19 protein-coding genes are annotated in these 17,082 nt (G+C 39.9%); 3 read left to right on the top strand and 16 right to left on the bottom strand.

The window, feature by feature from the left end:
* Nucleotides 1-104: 104 nt before the first annotated feature.
* The 3 genes from V7654_RS12825 to V7654_RS12815 all read right to left on the bottom strand — a co-directional run bounded on the left by V7654_RS12825 (nt 105) and on the right by V7654_RS12815 (nt 1,744).
* On the bottom strand, nt 105-758 hold the full coding sequence (locus V7654_RS12825; protein ID WP_335430767.1) for a DsbA family oxidoreductase: 654 nt from the start codon (nt 756-758) through the stop codon (nt 105-107).
* Between the two features lie 139 nt (nt 759-897).
* Nucleotides 898-1,470, bottom strand: coding sequence for a histidine phosphatase family protein (locus V7654_RS12820; RefSeq protein ID WP_335430731.1), 573 nt, complete (start codon nt 1,468-1,470; stop codon nt 898-900).
* A 124-nt stretch (nt 1,471-1,594) separates the two neighbouring features.
* Nucleotides 1,595-1,744 carry a hypothetical protein gene (locus V7654_RS12815; protein ID WP_335430730.1) on the bottom strand — a complete coding sequence of 50 codons (150 nt, stop codon included), beginning with the start codon at nt 1,742-1,744 and terminating at the stop codon, nt 1,595-1,597.
* A 289-nt stretch (nt 1,745-2,033) separates the two neighbouring features.
* Between V7654_RS12815 and V7654_RS12810 the strand changes: the two genes are divergently transcribed.
* The gene (locus V7654_RS12810; RefSeq protein WP_335430729.1) at nt 2,034-2,906 is read left to right on the top strand and encodes a hypothetical protein; all 873 of its coding nucleotides are present in this window, start codon (nt 2,034-2,036) and stop codon (nt 2,904-2,906) included.
* 384 nt (nt 2,907-3,290) lie between these two features.
* Nucleotides 3,291-3,965, top strand: a complete 675-nt coding sequence (locus V7654_RS12805; protein WP_335430728.1) for a diphthine--ammonia ligase — start codon at nt 3,291-3,293, stop codon at nt 3,963-3,965.
* 121 nt (nt 3,966-4,086) lie between these two features.
* Here V7654_RS12805 and V7654_RS12800 read toward each other — a convergent pair whose 3' ends face one another.
* From V7654_RS12800 to V7654_RS12740, 13 genes are all read right to left on the bottom strand, one after another.
* Nucleotides 4,087-5,625 carry a DUF4145 domain-containing protein gene (locus V7654_RS12800; protein ID WP_335430726.1) on the bottom strand — a complete coding sequence of 513 codons (1,539 nt, stop codon included), beginning with the start codon at nt 5,623-5,625 and terminating at the stop codon, nt 4,087-4,089.
* A 117-nt stretch (nt 5,626-5,742) separates the two neighbouring features.
* Complete coding sequence (locus tag V7654_RS12795; RefSeq protein WP_335430725.1) at nt 5,743-5,982, bottom strand: hypothetical protein; 240 nt, start codon at nt 5,980-5,982, stop codon at nt 5,743-5,745.
* Between the two features lie 175 nt (nt 5,983-6,157).
* Nucleotides 6,158-6,610 carry a MarR family winged helix-turn-helix transcriptional regulator gene (locus V7654_RS12790; RefSeq protein WP_335430723.1) on the bottom strand — a complete coding sequence of 151 codons (453 nt, stop codon included), beginning with the start codon at nt 6,608-6,610 and terminating at the stop codon, nt 6,158-6,160.
* 6 nt (nt 6,611-6,616) lie between these two features.
* Nucleotides 6,617-7,099 (bottom strand): glutathione peroxidase, encoded by a 483-nt coding sequence (locus tag V7654_RS12785; protein ID WP_335430722.1) that lies wholly within the window; start codon nt 7,097-7,099, stop codon nt 6,617-6,619.
* Nucleotides 7,100-7,334: 235 nt separating this feature from the next.
* Entirely contained in the window at nt 7,335-8,210 is an 876-nt protein-coding gene (locus V7654_RS12780) for a proline iminopeptidase-family hydrolase (RefSeq protein ID WP_335430721.1), read from the bottom strand.
* A 32-nt stretch (nt 8,211-8,242) separates the two neighbouring features.
* Nucleotides 8,243-9,163, bottom strand: a complete 921-nt coding sequence (locus tag V7654_RS12775) for a DMT family transporter (RefSeq protein ID WP_335430720.1) — start codon at nt 9,161-9,163, stop codon at nt 8,243-8,245.
* Between the two features lie 600 nt (nt 9,164-9,763).
* Nucleotides 9,764-10,066 carry a hypothetical protein gene (locus tag V7654_RS12770; RefSeq protein ID WP_335430719.1) on the bottom strand — a complete coding sequence of 101 codons (303 nt, stop codon included), beginning with the start codon at nt 10,064-10,066 and terminating at the stop codon, nt 9,764-9,766.
* 165 nt (nt 10,067-10,231) lie between these two features.
* A complete protein-coding gene (locus V7654_RS12765; protein ID WP_335430717.1) occupies nt 10,232-10,414 on the bottom strand; it encodes a hypothetical protein in 183 nt (60 codons plus the stop codon).
* A gap of 12 nt (nt 10,415-10,426) precedes the next feature.
* Nucleotides 10,427-12,361 carry an ABC transporter permease gene (locus V7654_RS12760; RefSeq protein WP_335430716.1) on the bottom strand — a complete coding sequence of 645 codons (1,935 nt, stop codon included), beginning with the start codon at nt 12,359-12,361 and terminating at the stop codon, nt 10,427-10,429.
* The gene (locus V7654_RS12755) at nt 12,351-13,115 is read right to left on the bottom strand and encodes an ABC transporter ATP-binding protein (protein WP_335430715.1); all 765 of its coding nucleotides are present in this window, start codon (nt 13,113-13,115) and stop codon (nt 12,351-12,353) included. The genes V7654_RS12760 and V7654_RS12755 overlap by 11 nt, the downstream gene beginning before the upstream one ends.
* 99 nt (nt 13,116-13,214) lie before the next feature.
* Complete coding sequence (locus tag V7654_RS12750) at nt 13,215-14,222, bottom strand: sensor histidine kinase (RefSeq protein WP_335430714.1); 1,008 nt, start codon at nt 14,220-14,222, stop codon at nt 13,215-13,217.
* Nucleotides 14,223-14,224: 2 nt separating this feature from the next.
* Nucleotides 14,225-14,920, bottom strand: coding sequence for a response regulator transcription factor (locus V7654_RS12745; protein ID WP_335430712.1), 696 nt, complete (start codon nt 14,918-14,920; stop codon nt 14,225-14,227).
* Between the two features lie 13 nt (nt 14,921-14,933).
* Entirely contained in the window at nt 14,934-15,560 is a 627-nt protein-coding gene (locus tag V7654_RS12740; RefSeq protein WP_335430711.1) for a VanZ family protein, read from the bottom strand.
* 280 nt (nt 15,561-15,840) lie between these two features.
* Between V7654_RS12740 and V7654_RS12735 the strand changes: the two genes are divergently transcribed.
* Nucleotides 15,841-16,965, top strand: a complete 1,125-nt coding sequence (locus V7654_RS12735) for a thermonuclease family protein (RefSeq protein ID WP_335430710.1) — start codon at nt 15,841-15,843, stop codon at nt 16,963-16,965.
* Nucleotides 16,966-17,082 lie beyond the last annotated feature (117 nt).

Genomic DNA, 17,082 nt, shown 5'->3' with positions numbered 1-17,082 from the left:
TTAATGATTCTATTTAAAAAAGGAAGCATGAATAAGTCCCCATGCTTCTGCGGTGAAAGAATCACTTGAAAAAACAGAAGCATGAGGTACGTCCCCATGCTTCGCTACTTCTTAGGTATTTCACACCCATCCTCGTCACACAGATCGCCGTCCTGGCTGTTTAAAACCGTGATTTGATCCTCCGCAATGACCTTTGTCAGTGTCTGGACAAATGCCTCGGTCGGCTGTGCACCAGTGAGGGCGTATTTTTTATTGATGAGGAAGAATGGGACACCGGTGATGCGATATTGCTTTGCGGTTTGCTCATCGGCACGGACAGCATCTGCCATCTCATCGCTAGCGAGCATTTTCGCGACAGCTTCCCGGTCTAATCCAACCTCCACAGCTAATTCCGTTAAGGTTTCATGATCACCGATATGTTTTGAATCGGTAAAATAAGCACGTAAGATGCATTCGGTCATCTCGTGCATCAATCCATGCTTTTTAGCAAACATCGTTAAACGGTGAGCATCAAAGGTGTTGGTTAAAATAACAGTATCCAGATGATATTCCAACCCGGCTTCCTTCGCCATTTGTTCCATGTTTTGAAGGTTGCCTTTTGCCTGTGCGATACTCATTCCATATTTTTTCGATAATAATTCCGGCATGTCTTCTTTTATATCTTTACCCATTGTTGGATCCAATTCAAAGCATCGGTAAGTAACTTCGATTGGATGGTCAATCTGCTGAATAGCGTCCTCCAGACGCTTTTTGCCAATATAGCAGAATGGTCAAGCGTAGTCCGTCCACATTTCTATTTGCAACATGTTAGTCCCTCCTATACGGTATTTCTACTATAGTATAGGTGTTAACCTAAGAATTTACACGAGATTTGATTCGGGAGTCAAAACACCTTAATCATCTTACCCACATTCTATTGAACTCCACCAATTTTTCTCCTTCAAGTGTCATTCTATATACATCCGGTTTTGAAAGTTGATGTAAAAAATCTAAATTGAAACGGCTATCAAAATAAGCCATCATCAGGGTCATAACGGCTCCATGAGTGCCTATTGCCACTTTCCGCCCTTGGCAGCGAACTAATATATCATATAGAACCCTTATAGCTCGTTCCTGGCAATCTTTATTAGACTCCCCTCCTGGCACCGCATAGTCTGGATCTGCAAAGGATCTCTCTAACAACGGAAATAATTCTTCATCGGAAAGTCGTTTGTCTCCTCCTGAAAAAACTCTCTCTTTAAGGTCTTCAAAAGGCAACACTTTTTTTCCAGAAAGCTCAGCTAACTCCTGAATCGTAAGGATCGCTCTGCTGTATGGGCTTGAAGCAAAAATCTCGATCTCTTCTTCTATTAACAGCTCAGTTATTTGCTTAGCATCTCGCTGTCCTTTTTCAGTTAATCCTCTCGTTCTTTCATTTTCGCCAGTTTTCGGTGAATCACCATGTCTCACCAGGTATATAAAAGTTTGCATGCTGCTCCTCCAGCTTTTTCACACTTTATAACAGTGGTCTAATATAGTGATTCAACAAGATGATCCAATAACCCTTTTCAATAAAAAAGAAGCCTTATCCATAAAGGCTTCAATAAAATGTATGTTAGTGCACTCGAATTTCCTCATAAAAATCTTCGTCATGATGAACTCTGGTATGTTTTGATTCAATCCGTTCAAATTCATCCATTTCCATACTATGATATGAAGCGCCCATCCACCAGTTTTTAAATTCAAAAATTAAATCGGATAACATCATGATTCCTCCCAATAGGGTTAATGGATTGATTACGCTTTCATTATATCATGTGAAATACTTCACGTGAATACTTTCACATAATAGACGAAATAGCAAAATTATACTGAAAATATCATCCCATTCCAATAGATATCTTTGTCTAACACCAACTATCAAGGCTGCTATTGAAAACTCCCAAACATCGCTATACTTAAACATTCACAAATTAGACAAAATTCTACTGCCCTTACCATGTCCATTATCCCTCCTTTTCCTTATATAGACTGTGAAAGGGTGGTGCATTAAAATGACGATTAAATCAGGTGTCATTGAAGGATTTGAACAGTATTCACAGTTTGCTACTTTAGGAGAGTTCAACAACCATTTGGAAATGTGGATGGTAGAATACAAGAAGGAATTCACGAAGGGTGAATTAGTTGGTTTGAAACGTCTCGCTCGTTTTGCCGCTAAGGTTCCAGGAGTATGCAATGCGAAGATTGGCACGGTATTGAAGGCGATCCATGCGGAATATAAGGACTTAGGAATTTCCCGCTCTACTTTTAAAAGAATGATCATTAAAGCAAAGAAACTTGGCATTTTCACTGTATATGAAACCGAACGGAAAAACGGCTCTCAATCAAGCAATCTTTATGTGTTCAATCAGTTCAATAATAATAATGAACCACCTAAAAGCGAAATTCTGGACCACCATAATAAAACTATCAGTCTTTTAAAAACTAACATTAAAAAGATTAATAAACGTGAACAAACAGCTCCTACTGACCCAATAGCTCAATCATTAGAAAAAACAACAAGACCTGAAAAAACCATAGAAGCTCCTGCGGCTAAAAAAGCACAAGAAGACCATCTATTTGTAAGTGACAGAATCCCAAAACCATTTGTAGAATTGGTAAAATACTTCTTCCCTAAAGCAAAAGCCATTGAGGAATTCTGGAGAATGACAACTATTTCCGCCTACCGCAACAATCTCGAGAGTGAAGAAAAAACTATATTGTCCGTATCGCTTGACTCGTTCAAACAGCTAGTTCGTAAGCTAAAACTAAAAACGCCAGTAAAAAATCCAATCGCCTATTACACCGGAATCCTGAACAAGAAGTTTCAGGAGGTCTATTTTGGGGAGCTATTTGATATGGGGTTTTGTAACTCTGTAGAAGAGTAGCCTGTTGATTTCCGCTACAGTTGCTCTCTGTGTGCTGAAATTTCATGTAGTATTTTCACAGAAGCAAAGGGACGTACCCTTTGCTCCTTTTGATAACTGGTGCTCAGTACAAAATATTGAATTACGGGAAATCCCGTTAATAAACAGAAGCATAAGGTACGTCCCCATGCTTCCATAACTAAATGGACAGGTACCCACCTGCCCTTCACCTTAAACCGTTACGAGTATTTACGAACATTCGAAAAGCAACTAACATAGTGAAAGAGAATGTTATTTTTACATTAGTGATGGCCAAAAGTGAACGGAAATTTCAATAGAGGAAATGATCGGGATGCTAGCAACAAGAAACCAGATTGATCGGTATTCGGAAGGTAGTGAATAACAATGATTGAGAAAAAAGTTGCGGTAAGCTGGAGCGGCGGAAAAGATTGCTGCCTTGCTTTATATCGAATGTTGCAAGAAAACAAGAATGTCGCTTGTCTAGTGTCGATGGTTTCTGCAAAAGATGCCAGGAATCATGCGCATGGAATAAGGTTAGAAATCTTGAAATTACAAGCTGAAGCATTGGGGTTACCTTTAGTTCTAGTGGATTCCGCGGGTGATTATGAATCGTCTTTAATAAAGGCATTAACTCAATTAAAAGAGCATCAAGGTATTGAAGAGATTGTGTTCGGCAGTCTATATGCCGAAGAGGATCGAAAATGGAATGAAGAAGTGGCGTACAAAGCTGGCATGGAGCCGCTATTTCCAGTTTGGATAACGCAGGAGGAATCTGCAGACCTTCTGGAGGAATTTATTTCACTAGGTTTTTCCGCCGTGGTTTGCCGTGCCTCAGAAAAACTCTTTGACAAATCATGGGCTGGCAAGTTACTTGACCGGAGCTTCTCTAAAGAAATCCAACAGCACAATGTTTGCCCAATGGGAGAATTAGGTGAATATCATACATTTATTTTAGATGGTCCTATTTTCCAAAAAAGCGTAAGCATAATGGAATCAGGAGTTGTCTTGAATTCAGGACTTTGGTCATTAGATGTTAAACGGTGCGAATTGGGTGATTAGGAGCAAAGGGACGTACCCTTTGCTCCTTTTGATAGCTTGTGCTCAGTACAAAATATTGAATACCGGTGAAGAATCCCCTTAATAAACAGAAGCATAAGGTACGTCCCCATGCTTCTTTCCTTTATTCACCCTGCAAAAGCGGAATATCCACTTCTACTCCCAAACGGGTCAATATCTTCCCAAGTGTCTCAAGCCCTGATTTAGGGTTGATTTTAGTCTCCAAATAATAGATGTCTCCTGTAATTTGGGACTGATAAGTATGCAGCTGCGTAAACGGTCTGTTGTCAGGATGGATCGCCTGCAATGCAATCGCATATCGTTTCCCAATGTCAGTCGAACCAAGAACAATTCCCTCTTTCACTAGCGCATGAAGAGGCAGTTTTCGGTCCTCCATCCATCTAAGTGCTTCCTTCCAAATAGCAGGTACACTTTTACCGCCAATCACCGCATTGCCATTCCCCTGCTTGACATTCACATATAAAGATTCCCACTTTTTATAGCTCTTCCGACTTTCGTTAGAATGGTCCTCGTCACTCGCAGTTGCTTTTTCATTCAGCTTAGCCTTAAGCTGGTCGAACAGCTTTTCCACTGTCCCTACCCCAACATTCTCATACTTAGCCAGAATCACAAGCTCCTTAGGCAGCTGCCCGACAGTTTCAATCTGGTCCTCATTCAGCTGCCTCAGCAGACTTGGAACGCCTGTGAATTCATCAGCAGTCAGTGGAACTTTCGCCAGTTCCTCCGTGACTACTAGATGATTCGCTTTGTAAAAAAAGAACAATTCCCCAGGCCGTTTTAAGGTAAGATTTCTTCGTGCTTTTTCCTCTTCGATAAAAGTATGCAGCTCCTCGAACAGCTGCTCATCATTCTTTTCACTATAACGCTTCACATTTTTATACAGACCTTCAAGATTATTCGGCAGCTCGCTAATGATTCTCGCTTCCTGCTCGGCACCAAGTCGAATTAGGAATGTCTCTGATTTATCAAAGCGCTGAGGTAAAAGAAAAGCATCGCGCAGAAAATATGGAACATCCAGCTTACGGCCTTTATAAGAAATCGTACGAATTGGCGTGAAGCCTGGAGTTTCCTGTACCTCGACGGTAGGAGCTGCCACAGCAGCAGCCACCTCTTGCTTAGCTGTTTCCACAGCAGGTTTCTGACCTGAATTCTTCAGCAGCTCCTCAAGCCCTTTCAGCCTTACTTCAAGTTCCGACATATCAAACACCCTTTCCACCTGTGGCGATGGATCCTGGTAATCAGGAACGATGACATCGACAGGACCGTACACCTCAACATACCATCGAACGATACTGTATAGGGCCTCCCATGATAAAAGAGCCTCTGAATACCTGAACATCCGCGAGTCATGTGCCGCCTGGTTCCCCAGTCTCCTCACCAAGTGTAGCGCATCGCGATTGTCTGGTATCAGATAGCCATTATCATTCAGCATATCAAGCCGTTCCTTCAAATTCGTACGAGGATCCTCAACCAGTTCCTCTGCTTTACTTACCTGCTGCAAAATATTTTCCACAAAAACCCTCGAGTGCATAAGCATCGTCCTCGGGCTTGTAAAGATACTATTCTCCAATTCCTTCGCCAGCAGCGCAAGCTCCTTGGAAATTGGCTCTAAAAATTGATAGAAATATGTATTTGTGTTCATCCTAAATCCCCCGATAATAGTCTCTCTAAATTTTATCATAAGATAAGTAGAAAAGATGACGGTAGAAGAAACTGGCAGACAAAAAGAAAAAACCTCCCAACATCGAGAGGTTTGTCATTAAACATATCGAATTCCAGCAGCCTTCACTTTATTGATATCACCCGAACTGCAAGGCGTCACTCCATAGGTCATGCCACATTCAGGACAATCCATTACGACCGTTTCCAAAATGAACATCTCACCACACTCACAAACGATGTTATGAGCAATCTTTGGAGCAATATCCTTCTTTCCTTTACTTTTCACATGATCAACAATCTCTTTACCATCTTCCAAACGAGAACAGCCACAGCTCATGATCCAAAACTCCTTTATGTCTTTTTAAGTTATGTATGAATTTACACTATTAAAATAGCATAAAAGAGTCGATAACCAGTATGTGAAAAGTCACAGCCTTGAGCTTCGTGTTACCTCTTAAAATAAGAAAAACCGATACCAAGCTAATGTTGATTCCGGTTCATTTACCCACTATTTAAAGGTTATGATTATGTTTATTCAATTTATTTCGCAGGACTCTTAACTGATTCATCAATTGCTCATATTCTTCATACTCAATATTGCATGTTTTTAATTCCGTCGCAATTTTTTGCACGATTGCCTGTTTCTCTTCGAGGGCTTTGGGTTGAAGAGATATACTCACTTTTCTTTCATCTATTGCAGACCTTTCCTTTTTCACCCAGCCATTCGCTTCCATTCTTTTAATCATGGGTGTTAATGTACCTGTGCCTAAGTTCAATTTTTCGCCAAGCTCTTTTGCGGTAAGGTCATTTTTCTCCCACAGTGCCAATAATACTAAATACTGGGGATAGGTCAGACCAAATGAATCGAGCGATTTAGAGTACAATTTTTTAAATTGGCTGCCTGCTTCATAGACAGCAAAACACAGTTGATTTTCCAGGGTTAAAAAATCTTTCAAATGACTCATCCTTCATTAAGCTTGTAATAGTTTCTCCATATCCTTCTCAATTTTACCCGGTTCTGTCGTTGGGGCATAGCGTTTTACCACTTCACCATTTTGATCAACAAGGAACTTCGTGAAATTCCACTTAATATCCTTGGAAAGGAGACCGCTTTTTTGATCTTTCAAAAAAGTAAATAAAGGTTCTTCGTTTTCACCATTCACATCAATCTTCGCAAACATTGGGAAAGACACACCGTAATTCAACTGGCAAAACTCTGTTGTCTCATTAATATCATCAAACTCCTGGTTGTTAAACTGACTGCATGGAAACCCGAGGATTTCAAACCCATCGTTTTGATATTTATCATACAATTCCTGCAGACCTTTAAACTGACCCGTCAATCCACACTTACTCGCCGTATTAACAATCAACATTGGCTTTCCTTCGAAATCCCTGATCGCTTTAGCCCCACCATTCGTTTTTTTAACAGTAAAATCGTATACCGTTGTCATCATTATGTCCTCCTCTTTTAAATTGAAAACTTTTATTTATATCGTGTACGATTTAATCGTACCAGATTTTATTTTCTGTTTCAACTTTGAATGCTCAGTCATTTTTTAAGTAAAAAAATAAAGGCAATGCAAACAACTGCATTACCTTCTTAAACGGTCACATAATTCAGGAGGAGTAATTTTGTTCCAGCTTCATAAACCGATCTTGTCTCAAAATACTTTTCCTTAATTCTATCTAACTCTTCTCATCAACCTTTTTAAGAAAATCACCAATAACCTGCAGATACTCTTCAGGCTCTTCCATATAAGGCATATGCGCACTTTCCTCAAACACATGGAACTCAGAATTTGGCGTCACGCTGCTATAATACTCCGTTGTCTCAGGAGTAGCCTCATCATATCGGCCGCATGTATAAAGCGTTGGACAGTAAATTTCTTTTAGCTCGGAGGTACAATCGAATGTTTTCAAATTCCCAAGCACCGTAAATTCAGAAGGACCCCACATCGTTTGGTACACCTCTGGATTCCTCATCCCTGCACCAACCTTAAGCCATTCAAAGTCAGGCTCCCCGCGGAACACAAACTCCTTACTAAATGCTGCAATAGCCTCCTTGAATTCGGCAGAATCCGTCGTACCCTCCGCCTCACAGCGTCTGATTGTTTCCTGCATATCAGCCGGCAGCTTCGCAATATTCCGCTTCTGATCCTCTTCCCATAAAGGAGCACTCAAACAAGGACTAGAGAAAATAACACTCTTAACTCCACTCGGCTTCGTCAGACAGTAAGCAGCCGCAAGCGTCGTTCCCCATGAATGACCTAGAATATGTACCTCATCAAACTTCAATGCCTCTCTCACCTGACCAAGCTCCTCAACAAACCGGTCAATATTCCAAAGAGAAGAATCAGTCGGCCTATCCGATTTCCCGCAGCCTAATTGATCATACATAATGACCGGACGATCCTCACCCAGCGCTTTTAAGCCCTTCAACGAATAAGTCGATGTACCAGGCCCTCCATGTAAAATAATAACAGGCGTTCCAGCAGCATCTTGATTATAGATCTCGTAGTAGACTCTCCCACCAGTTACTTCAACAAAACCATCTTGGTACATGACAATATCCCCCTTATGTATACTATCTATGATTATACTTCATTAGCATATTGAACCACTTTCTTTTTTGTAAAAGAAGTAATAAAAACTCCTATAAAAACTAGACATCCTCCAATAATTTGTGGAACGGTAATCACCTCATCGAGAACAAGAAATGCTGCAATAGAACCAAATACTGGAATCAGGTTCAAAGAAATCGAAGCCTTGGATGGACCTATCAAAGCAACCGCACGATTCCATAACAAAAACGAGCAAATAGATGGAAAAATCCCTATGTAAATAAGTGCACTCCAATCAGATATCGAAGGCGCTCCAACCGGAACAATCGAAAGCTCAATAGCAACAGGAAGAATCATCACCACAAAACCAATCGCCAATGTGAAGCCAAAAATCGCCATCGAAGGCATTTTACCAGAAATCTTTCTGATAAAAATAGAATATAAAGCCCATGAGATCACAGCCAGAACCATGATCAAATCTCCAATATTAAAATGCAAATCCATCAATCTTTCGTATGAGCCCTGCGTGATGACGAATAGCACACCAATAAAGGAAACCGCCATCGATACCCAGTATTTCAGCTCCATTTTCTCTCCAAGCAAAAGCGCAGATAAAAGGAAGATGAACATAGGGCTCGTACTGTTCAGCAAGGTAGCATTGATTGCCGATGTGTAATGGACCGCCCAATAAATCAACAGGTTAAAACCAATCACCCCTGTTATAGCCAGGAATAATAACAGCTTAAAATTCTCCCGAAACACGGTCATATCCCGCTTGAAAATCCTAATGATCACCGGAGACATAATCAATACCCCAATTGTTAAGCGGATGAATGAAATTGTCACTGGCGGAAGCGAACCAGCAAGAAACTTACCAGCTACAGCATTGCCACCCCAAAATAAAGCAGCTATCACCAAAAGAAAAATCGGAGCGTTCACTATTCTCTGGATCAATGAATTCTTCCCTCCTTGCTTAGGTAAAACCTATATTACTATTGTATCCGAAAATTCCAATCACTGTAATAATTTTCTAGAAGCAAAGGGACGTACCCTTTGCTCTTTTTTTAAGATGCCATTGAACTGCATTGTAGCTCTAAACTAATTAGAAGCACGAGATATGTCCCCGTATTCCCTAAAGGATAAACGAGGAAGCTATTTATTTACATATTTGAAAAAGAACCGAAATATTAATTTGGAATCTACTTAGGAAAAGGAAACAAAAGTGGTTAAACAGCAAAAAATTATTTATGGGACTTAAAAAGAAAGAGGATATTAGGTTTAACTTCATTTAAAGCAACTATGGGAAGTCGAATTAGGTTCTAACAGGAGGATATTAATTAGGGCTTTTATAATGCATGTTGTTATATACAATACTGATGATTCGTTTGTATGATATTAGCAACTCTTGAGAATGGTCATAAAGAAGGAAAAATAGAGTTGCTATAGTAAGTAGAAAGATTTCCTATACGATTAGAGATGTACAAAACGAATCGTCCAGGTCATTCCTAGAAAAACATTAGATTCTAGAGTTCCCAACCAAAGTGAGTAATTATTTTAATTGTGCATGTTTTTTTCAAGAATATATATACGCTTGTCCATCTCAGTCAATCTGCTGTTCAAATAATCGACTTCAAGATCGGTTTTCTTTTTATTTACTTTCAAGATTCCAATGACATCCTCAGTTTGAGAAACCTCAATTCTATTGACCGTTTCTTTGATTTCATGTATATCTATTTTTACATCTTTAAGATCTTTTTGTACTCCTGCTAAATCATTTTTTACTCCTGTTAAATCATTACTGACAACTGTTAGCCCTTTTTGTAAATCCATTAAAATTTCTAGTATTTGTTTATCCATCACTATTCACCTCCTTCACTATTATTATAAGGTATTTTTAAATCCCTCGCTATCCGAAAAATCTCTTAAGCGGGATGCAATTTTCTGAAATCATAATAAATCAAACTTTCAGCTGTATCAATTCCACTAGATAGTAGCTTATAAAAATAAATTATAATTAAACTATCATTGATCAGTACCTGTTCTTCTTTCATTAAATTCTTTCTTTTGTTTTCGATTATTAAAATGAAATAGAGTATTGCATAAATTAAAGAAGAAGATACGTCCCAAGGGCGTACCCTTTGCTCCTTCTCCTAAAATCCCAATGACTACTTTGCTGCTTAAGCTTTCTAAACTAAATAGAAGCACAAGGTACGTCCCCTAAAGCAATTGGTGGATCATCTTCTTTTTTGCATAATAGAATGAAGCTGTTTGGATGATGAAGTAAATTCCTGAAATCAAAATGAAGTGCTTCAGGATATCAAGATTCTTTAGAATACCACCTACATCAGTTGATAGGATCACGATATAAAGAAACGCCAAAATTGTTCCCAGTGAGATCGGGACAAAAAAGAAGGTTCTCAATTCCTTCGCGACATTCCTTCTGACTTCCCTTGTTGTCATCCCGATTTTGTACAACTTTTTGTACTTCGCTTTTTCTAGGTCGATTTCTGAGAAAAGGTTAAGGTAAAGCAGCACAAATGTGCCGAAGAAGAACATGATGCTTAAGAAAGTGGTGACAAAGAACATGAGTCCATTTTCATTTCTGTTACGTTGATAATCCTCTATTTTTGACTGGACACGGAATATTTCTTGCTCAGTCGTGATTTGCGTTAGAAGGTTCTCAACGGGTGGGGCAGCGGCATTTCTCTTTTCCAGTTTCGCTTTTAGGATGCCCACGGCTTCCCCGCTGGTTTTCCAATCCGTGACATTGATTAAATGTAGGGTTGATTGGAATCCATCCAGTTCGCTCCTGAGTTTACGAAACTCAACGTCGCTAACGATGATGAATTCATACGCATTGGGCAGCAAGTTAATGTGATTTTCAACCACAGAATCAGAAAGTGAATACCTTACCTTTTCATTCCCGACTGTAAACGAGAGTTCATTTAAAGGATCTGGCTTGCTATATTCCGGATCGGTATTTACATAGAACAGATACTCATCGTCTTTCAATGTCTTTTGCTTTGAAGTCAGCTTGTTAAAATCATTCACTGACATAAACGCGTAGGACTCATAACCCTCTATATCCTCATATTTTTTGTAGTAATAAAACACGGGTATCTTTTGATGCTTCTTGATGTCCAATTCAGCGTTCAATTCTTCTTCTGAAATGGTGTTCTTCCTATCTGTTTGAAAGAAAGCCACATCATATGGATTTTGCCTCATTGCATCCTGTTCTGAAGCTTTGTAGAACGTCAAAAGCAATGTACTGTAAAAAATCGTGATCATCGTCATCACGGTCACAAGCATGATGATGGAAGTCAGCTTTTTAAGCTTGTAATCCAGACTCGACAGAAACAACAGCCTGCGGTAATAATAGCCGGGGAATTTTTTCGCCAAATGGATAAAGAAACTGGTAAACTGATTCAACGATATATACAAGCCGATGAACATAGCCATTGTCCATAGAGGCAAGTATCCCCCAGCTGATTTTTCATAGGTAAAATAAAGAATCAGGAGCGAACACGCCATCAGTAAAATTCCAAAAGCTCCGAGGATTGGACTTCTCATTTTAATACTTTCAGCAAATCTGTTGCTATTGATGCTGCTAATCAGGCTGCTTCTGATCGTCTGAAAAAGGGATTTTCCCACCGCAAGGCTAAATACAACAAGATACATACCAATACTGTAGCTGAACATTTTACCGTTAAAATGAAATGAAACATCTTCCTGCAGACCGACACGACTCATCAACAGCATGAAAAACAGTCTTGAAAAAATGGTACCAGCAAGGAGGCCAGTTAATATCGAAGAAATGCCGATGATTCCATTTTCGAATAGAAGCAATTGACTGAGATCCCGTTTTGACATCCCTAATGTCATGAACAGGCCAAATTCACTTTTTCTCCTTTTCATAAAAACATTGTAGGCGTAGCTGATGAAAAAAACCGTAAATAAAATCAGTGCAACACCCGGGATGGATAAAGCATTTTGAAGTCCATCCAGCTTTTTTGCCTGCTCGATTTTGTCGTTAAAATACACTGTTGCGAACATGAAGAAAAACATGACTGCAAAGCTGTTGCAAAGATAATAAAAGGTGTACTTCTTATACTGAACCTTTGCCATCTTCCAGACGATCTGATTAAAGGTCATAGGTTCTTCCTCCCAGGATCGCAAGGTTATCCATGATTTGATGCAGGAACTCCTTTCTGCTCCCCTTTTTGACAATGCTCGAATGAATCAGGCCGTCTTTAATGAAAATGACTTTGTGGCAATAGCTTGCTGCGAATACATCATGAGTGACAAGCAGGATCGTTGTCGAAAGCTCATCGACGATCTTTTCAAAACACTCCATAATAACAGCAGAAGATTTTGAGTCCAGGTTTCCAGTTGGTTCGTCAGCGAAAATAATCGCAGGATCATTCACTAACGCACGGCTGACAGCGGCACGCTGCTGCTGACCCCCGGAGATATGATAGGGATATTTTTGTAAGATTTCTTCAATATCGAAAAGACTCGCAATTCTTCGAACCTTCTCTTCCATCTCGGCTGCAGTTCTCTTTTCGAGCACCATCGGAAGAATAATATTTTCCTTTACCGTTAAACTGTCTAACAGATTAAAATCTTGAAATACAAACCCTAATTGTCTGCGACGGTATAGTGCAAGTTCGTCCCCTGTCATACTATTTAATTCCTGTCCGGAGATCGTGGTTTCCCCAGAAGTCGGCTCATCAATCCCGCTCAGTACATTTAGCAAAGTCGTCTTCCCGCTTCCCGATGGCCCCATGATCGCCACAAACTCCCCCTGCTTGATTGAAAAACTAATGCCGCCAAGAGCCGTCATGGCACCTTCGCCACTGGCACCTCCATATACCTTCACTATATTTTTGGCCTCTAAAATGACCATTTCATTCCCTCCCCCCAACTAGCTAACACCATCTTATCCCCATTCTCGGAACGGAACCATCGAGCATGCTAAAAAATACCTTACAATTTTGTAAGGTATTTACGTTTGTTTTTTCGCGAGCCATCGGATTGTCACAGTTGTCCCTTCACCTTGTTTGGAATGAATGGTTAACTTCGCTCCAATACGGTCAGCAATTTTCTTGCTGAGATACAGCCCAATCCCTGTAGAGTCAGGATGTTTTCTGCCGTTTTCACCAGTAAAAAACGGCTGGAATACTCGTTCGAGATCATAATCAGGGATGCCTACCCCTTCATCGATGATAGCTAAGTAGATATGTTCATCCTTTTTCTCAAACCGAAAAACCAGCTTTTGGCTGCCTTGTTTCAAACTTGAATACTTGATACCGTTTGAAATGATTTGGTCGATTAACATGTCATTCCATTTGGGATCCGTAATGATGAAGGCGTCATTTCCTTCGAATTCTATTGAAGGAAAAATGGACTGATAGATCCATTCCTTTTTTCTCGCGTTAATCAATTTTCGTAAAGACAAGAGTAAGTCAACCGTCTGAAGCTCCAGGTCATTTTCAAACCGGTCCATCCTGATCGAGGTTAAACCCTGTTCAACAGAGCGATGCATCCGCTGGTTCTCCTGCTGGATTTTTTCCAGCACAATAGATTTTTCTTCTTTATTGATGATCAACTCAATCACGGATACAGGGGTTTTCAAATGATGCATCCAATGAGATAGAAAATAGAAGCGTTCATTATTTTGTTCTTTCAACTCATTGTATCGTTGAGTTTGTGCATGAACCAATTTATCCAGTAACTTCTGAAATACTTTCTGTTCTTCAGTTGACGGCTGCCATTCTGCATATTGATCTTTTAAAAGAAAAGCCATCGTCCGGTTCGTCGGGTAAAAGCGGAACCAATCAATGATCAAATAGATCATCAATAAAAAGATCCCAATCGAAAGAGGGTAGAAAACTTCAGTGTTTGCTGGTTCGCTTAGGTGAAAAAAGCCAAGAATACATCCCAGGTTGATCAGGTAAATGACAATGAGGAGCATTCGATCTTTTAAAAAACGGAGGGCAAGTGTTTGCAGCATCGTTATCCCCTTTGAACAGGATTTTGAAGCATATACCCTACTCCTCTTTTACTTTTAATCAAATCCTTCAACCCCAGTCCTGATAGTATTTGTTTGATCCTGGTCATATTCACGGTCAACGTATTATCATCAACAAACGTGAGCGAGTCCCACACTTCTTCAATCAGCTCTTCCCTCGAGACAAATGAATCTGGTTGTTCCATCAATTTCTTCAGCAATTTAAATTCTTTCTTAGAAAGCTCCGTTTTTGTTCCCTTGAATGAAAGCGATAAGCTCTTTTCATCAAGACAAAGCGGCCCCACACAGCTCGCCTTCTCTTCCTTCGCAGAATATTCACCATACACCCTTCTGATTGTCGCTTTCACCTTGGACTGCAGCATCTCAAACGTGAAAGGCTTAGTAAGATAATCATCCGCCCCCATCTCAATCGCCATAATCTGATCCATCTCATGGCTGCGTGCTGAAATCATCAAAATGGGTACATTGGATTTCTGACGGAAACTCCTGCACAAATAATAGCCATCATAATAAGGCAGATTAATATCCAGTAATACAAGATCTGGTTTGATCTGAGTGAATTCTTCCACTATCGTTGAAAAATGGTTTGGAAGCTGAACTGAATACCCATACCGTTCCAGATTTTCTTTTATCAAATCTGCCAATTGCTGATCATCTTCGATCAGCATGATGTTATACATACGCCATTCTCTCCTATAACTCTATATCTTTACTATAATCTTTCAATCCTTTAATTCCCAGGTTATCTCTAATTTTAATAACAACCACATAAACCAGGTATCCAATTACTGAACCTAATACATTAAAAATCACATCGTCAATGTCAGTGATTCGTCCCCAGCCACCTCCAAATCGCTGGAAGAGCTGTAAGAGCTCTATGGTTACTGATACAGAAAAGCCTAATAATGATGCAGCTTTAACACTCCTGAACCTTTTCCATAAAATCGGTGCCAAAAAACCTAAAGGCATCAATAATAAAATATTGCCGCCTACATTTCTGATAATCAGGTAAACCATAAAAAGGACATCCCCATCATAAGCCGTCCCTATTTGATTGATATTCGCGATCACGCTGATGAGCGGCACGATATTTATAGATATTAAAAAATCTCCGCTTTGATCATGGAAGCCTATTGGGAATGGAAATAAAGTGACAGAAATAACCATGAAAAGATAGATAGTAAAAAGGAATAAAATGATTTCAGTTAACCAATGGACATTTAACTGGTTTTTGTATCGTTTAACAATAAATAGACCCCTCAGCACTACATAACAAAGAACCCCTATGAAAATAAAAAAACTTCCATTTATTAAAATCAAGCTTTTTACATCCCTTCTTTTCTAGTCATCCTAATTTTACCATAAAAATAGCAGACTAGTATTTAACGGTTTACTCGTCCGTCTGAGCAATCGCAATACGAATGTCTAAAAATAGGATCCTGATTCTTTACGAAACACTCTAAAACGAATCCGATTTTTGAATACTTAGTTTTTAATAGAAAACTCAATTTTCCATATCTCACTTTCCATTTAATTGGTATAATTCATGTTAGATAGATTAAAGGGGGAAATAAAAATTAAGATTGTAAACTTAGTAATCATGATTGTTGTTCTTTTATTGTTGTTGATTTCTTCACTTGCTGCTCCAATTGGACTGATTGGCGTTGCCATTTATCTTGGTGGCATGTGGCTATATAACCTTAAGGGAAAAGGTAAAAGTTATTTCGAAAAACCGTGGATGTTTTTAACAGCAGGAGCTATTACCACTTTTGTATTGGTTTTGATTTTCGTAGACCCTGTTCCTGAAGAGACCAAAGCCGATGCAAAATCGGAACAGCTGGCAAAGAAAGATGCCGAAAAACTTAAAAGTGAGCAGATTAAAAAAGAAAAAGAAGAAAAGAAGGCAAAAGAATTAGCTGAACAGAAAGCCAAAGAAGAAGCCGAAGAAAAAGCGAAATTAGAAGCTGAGGCACTAGCAAAAGCAGAAGAAGAGGCTAAAGCAAAAGCTGAAGCAGAAGCAAACGCTCAAGAAGAAGCAACACTTGCAAAATTAGGTCTTATGGCAGTCACTGTTGGCCGTGTCGTAGATGGAGATACGATTGAAACAACCGATGGCCAAAAAATTCGCTTCATTGGTGTCAACACTCCCGAATCGACCACAAAGACAGAAACGTTCGGAAAAGAAGCAAGCAACTATACGATTTCCAAGCTAGATGGCCAAAAAATCTGGATCCAAAAAGACGTCAGTGAAACCGACCGTTACGGACGACTGTTGCGAATCATCTGGCTGGCCATCCCAACAGACGACACGAACGAATCCGAAATCCGTTCAAAAATGTTCAATGCCGATTTGGTCCTAAATGGATATGCAGAACCATCCACCTACCCGCCCGATGTAAAATACAGTGAGTACTTCGTCAAGTTCGCAAGAGAAGCACGCGAATCAGGTACAGGCCTCTGGGCATTCGGAACAAACGGAACGACCAAAGGAGACCTTGATCCAAAAGCCGTCGCAAAAGCACCTGCTACTTCAACGAGCAAATCAAACACTACGACCACAAAGCCGGCTGCAACGACAACAGCCCCTGCAACCAGCAGCCAGCCAGAGGATTTTGCTAACTGTACTGAACTAAGGAAAGTGTACCCAAATGGAGTGCCATCGACTCATCCAGCTTATCAACCCAAGATGGACAGGGATAAGGATAATTTTGCGTGTGAGCGTTGATAAAAAATTCGAGCCTGCTTGGGTGCAGGCTCTTTTTATGTTATTTAAAACACCCGTAGGAGAATTATAGACAGTGTTTTATTGCGGAAGCACAAGAAACGTCCCTGTGCTTCCAGC

The organism is Bacillus sp. JJ1609 (assembly GCF_036967045.1).
Lineage (GTDB): Bacteria > Bacillota > Bacilli > Bacillales > Cytobacillaceae > Mesobacillus.
Note: the sequence above shows the minus strand (reverse complement) of the source record. Positions and strands in the feature narration are given on the sequence as shown.

Coding starts and splice junctions, on each gene's coding strand:
- V7654_RS12750 (WP_335430714.1), bottom strand. CDS start 14,222: ATGCTGCAAACACTTGCCCTCCGTTTTTTAAAAGATCGAATGCTCCTC.
- V7654_RS12785 (WP_335430722.1), bottom strand. CDS start 7,099: ATGACAACGGTATACGATTTTACTGTTAAAAAAACGAATGGTGGGGCT.
- V7654_RS12805 (WP_335430728.1), top strand. CDS start 3,291: ATGATTGAGAAAAAAGTTGCGGTAAGCTGGAGCGGCGGAAAAGATTGC.
- V7654_RS12790 (WP_335430723.1), bottom strand. CDS start 6,610: ATGAGTCATTTGAAAGATTTTTTAACCCTGGAAAATCAACTGTGTTTT.
- V7654_RS12815 (WP_335430730.1), bottom strand. CDS start 1,744: ATGTTATCCGATTTAATTTTTGAATTTAAAAACTGGTGGATGGGCGCT.
- V7654_RS12755 (WP_335430715.1), bottom strand. CDS start 13,115: ATGGTCATTTTAGAGGCCAAAAATATAGTGAAGGTATATGGAGGTGCC.
- V7654_RS12760 (WP_335430716.1), bottom strand. CDS start 12,361: ATGACCTTTAATCAGATCGTCTGGAAGATGGCAAAGGTTCAGTATAAG.
- V7654_RS12745 (WP_335430712.1), bottom strand. CDS start 14,920: ATGTATAACATCATGCTGATCGAAGATGATCAGCAATTGGCAGATTTG.
- V7654_RS12800 (WP_335430726.1), bottom strand. CDS start 5,625: ATGAACACAAATACATATTTCTATCAATTTTTAGAGCCAATTTCCAAG.
- V7654_RS12795 (WP_335430725.1), bottom strand. CDS start 5,982: ATGAGCTGTGGCTGTTCTCGTTTGGAAGATGGTAAAGAGATTGTTGAT.
- V7654_RS12810 (WP_335430729.1), top strand. CDS start 2,034: ATGACGATTAAATCAGGTGTCATTGAAGGATTTGAACAGTATTCACAG.
- V7654_RS12770 (WP_335430719.1), bottom strand. CDS start 10,066: ATGGATAAACAAATACTAGAAATTTTAATGGATTTACAAAAAGGGCTA.
- V7654_RS12780 (WP_335430721.1), bottom strand. CDS start 8,210: ATGTACCAAGATGGTTTTGTTGAAGTAACTGGTGGGAGAGTCTACTAC.
- V7654_RS12820 (WP_335430731.1), bottom strand. CDS start 1,470: ATGCAAACTTTTATATACCTGGTGAGACATGGTGATTCACCGAAAACT.
- V7654_RS12735 (WP_335430710.1), top strand. CDS start 15,841: ATGATTGTTGTTCTTTTATTGTTGTTGATTTCTTCACTTGCTGCTCCA.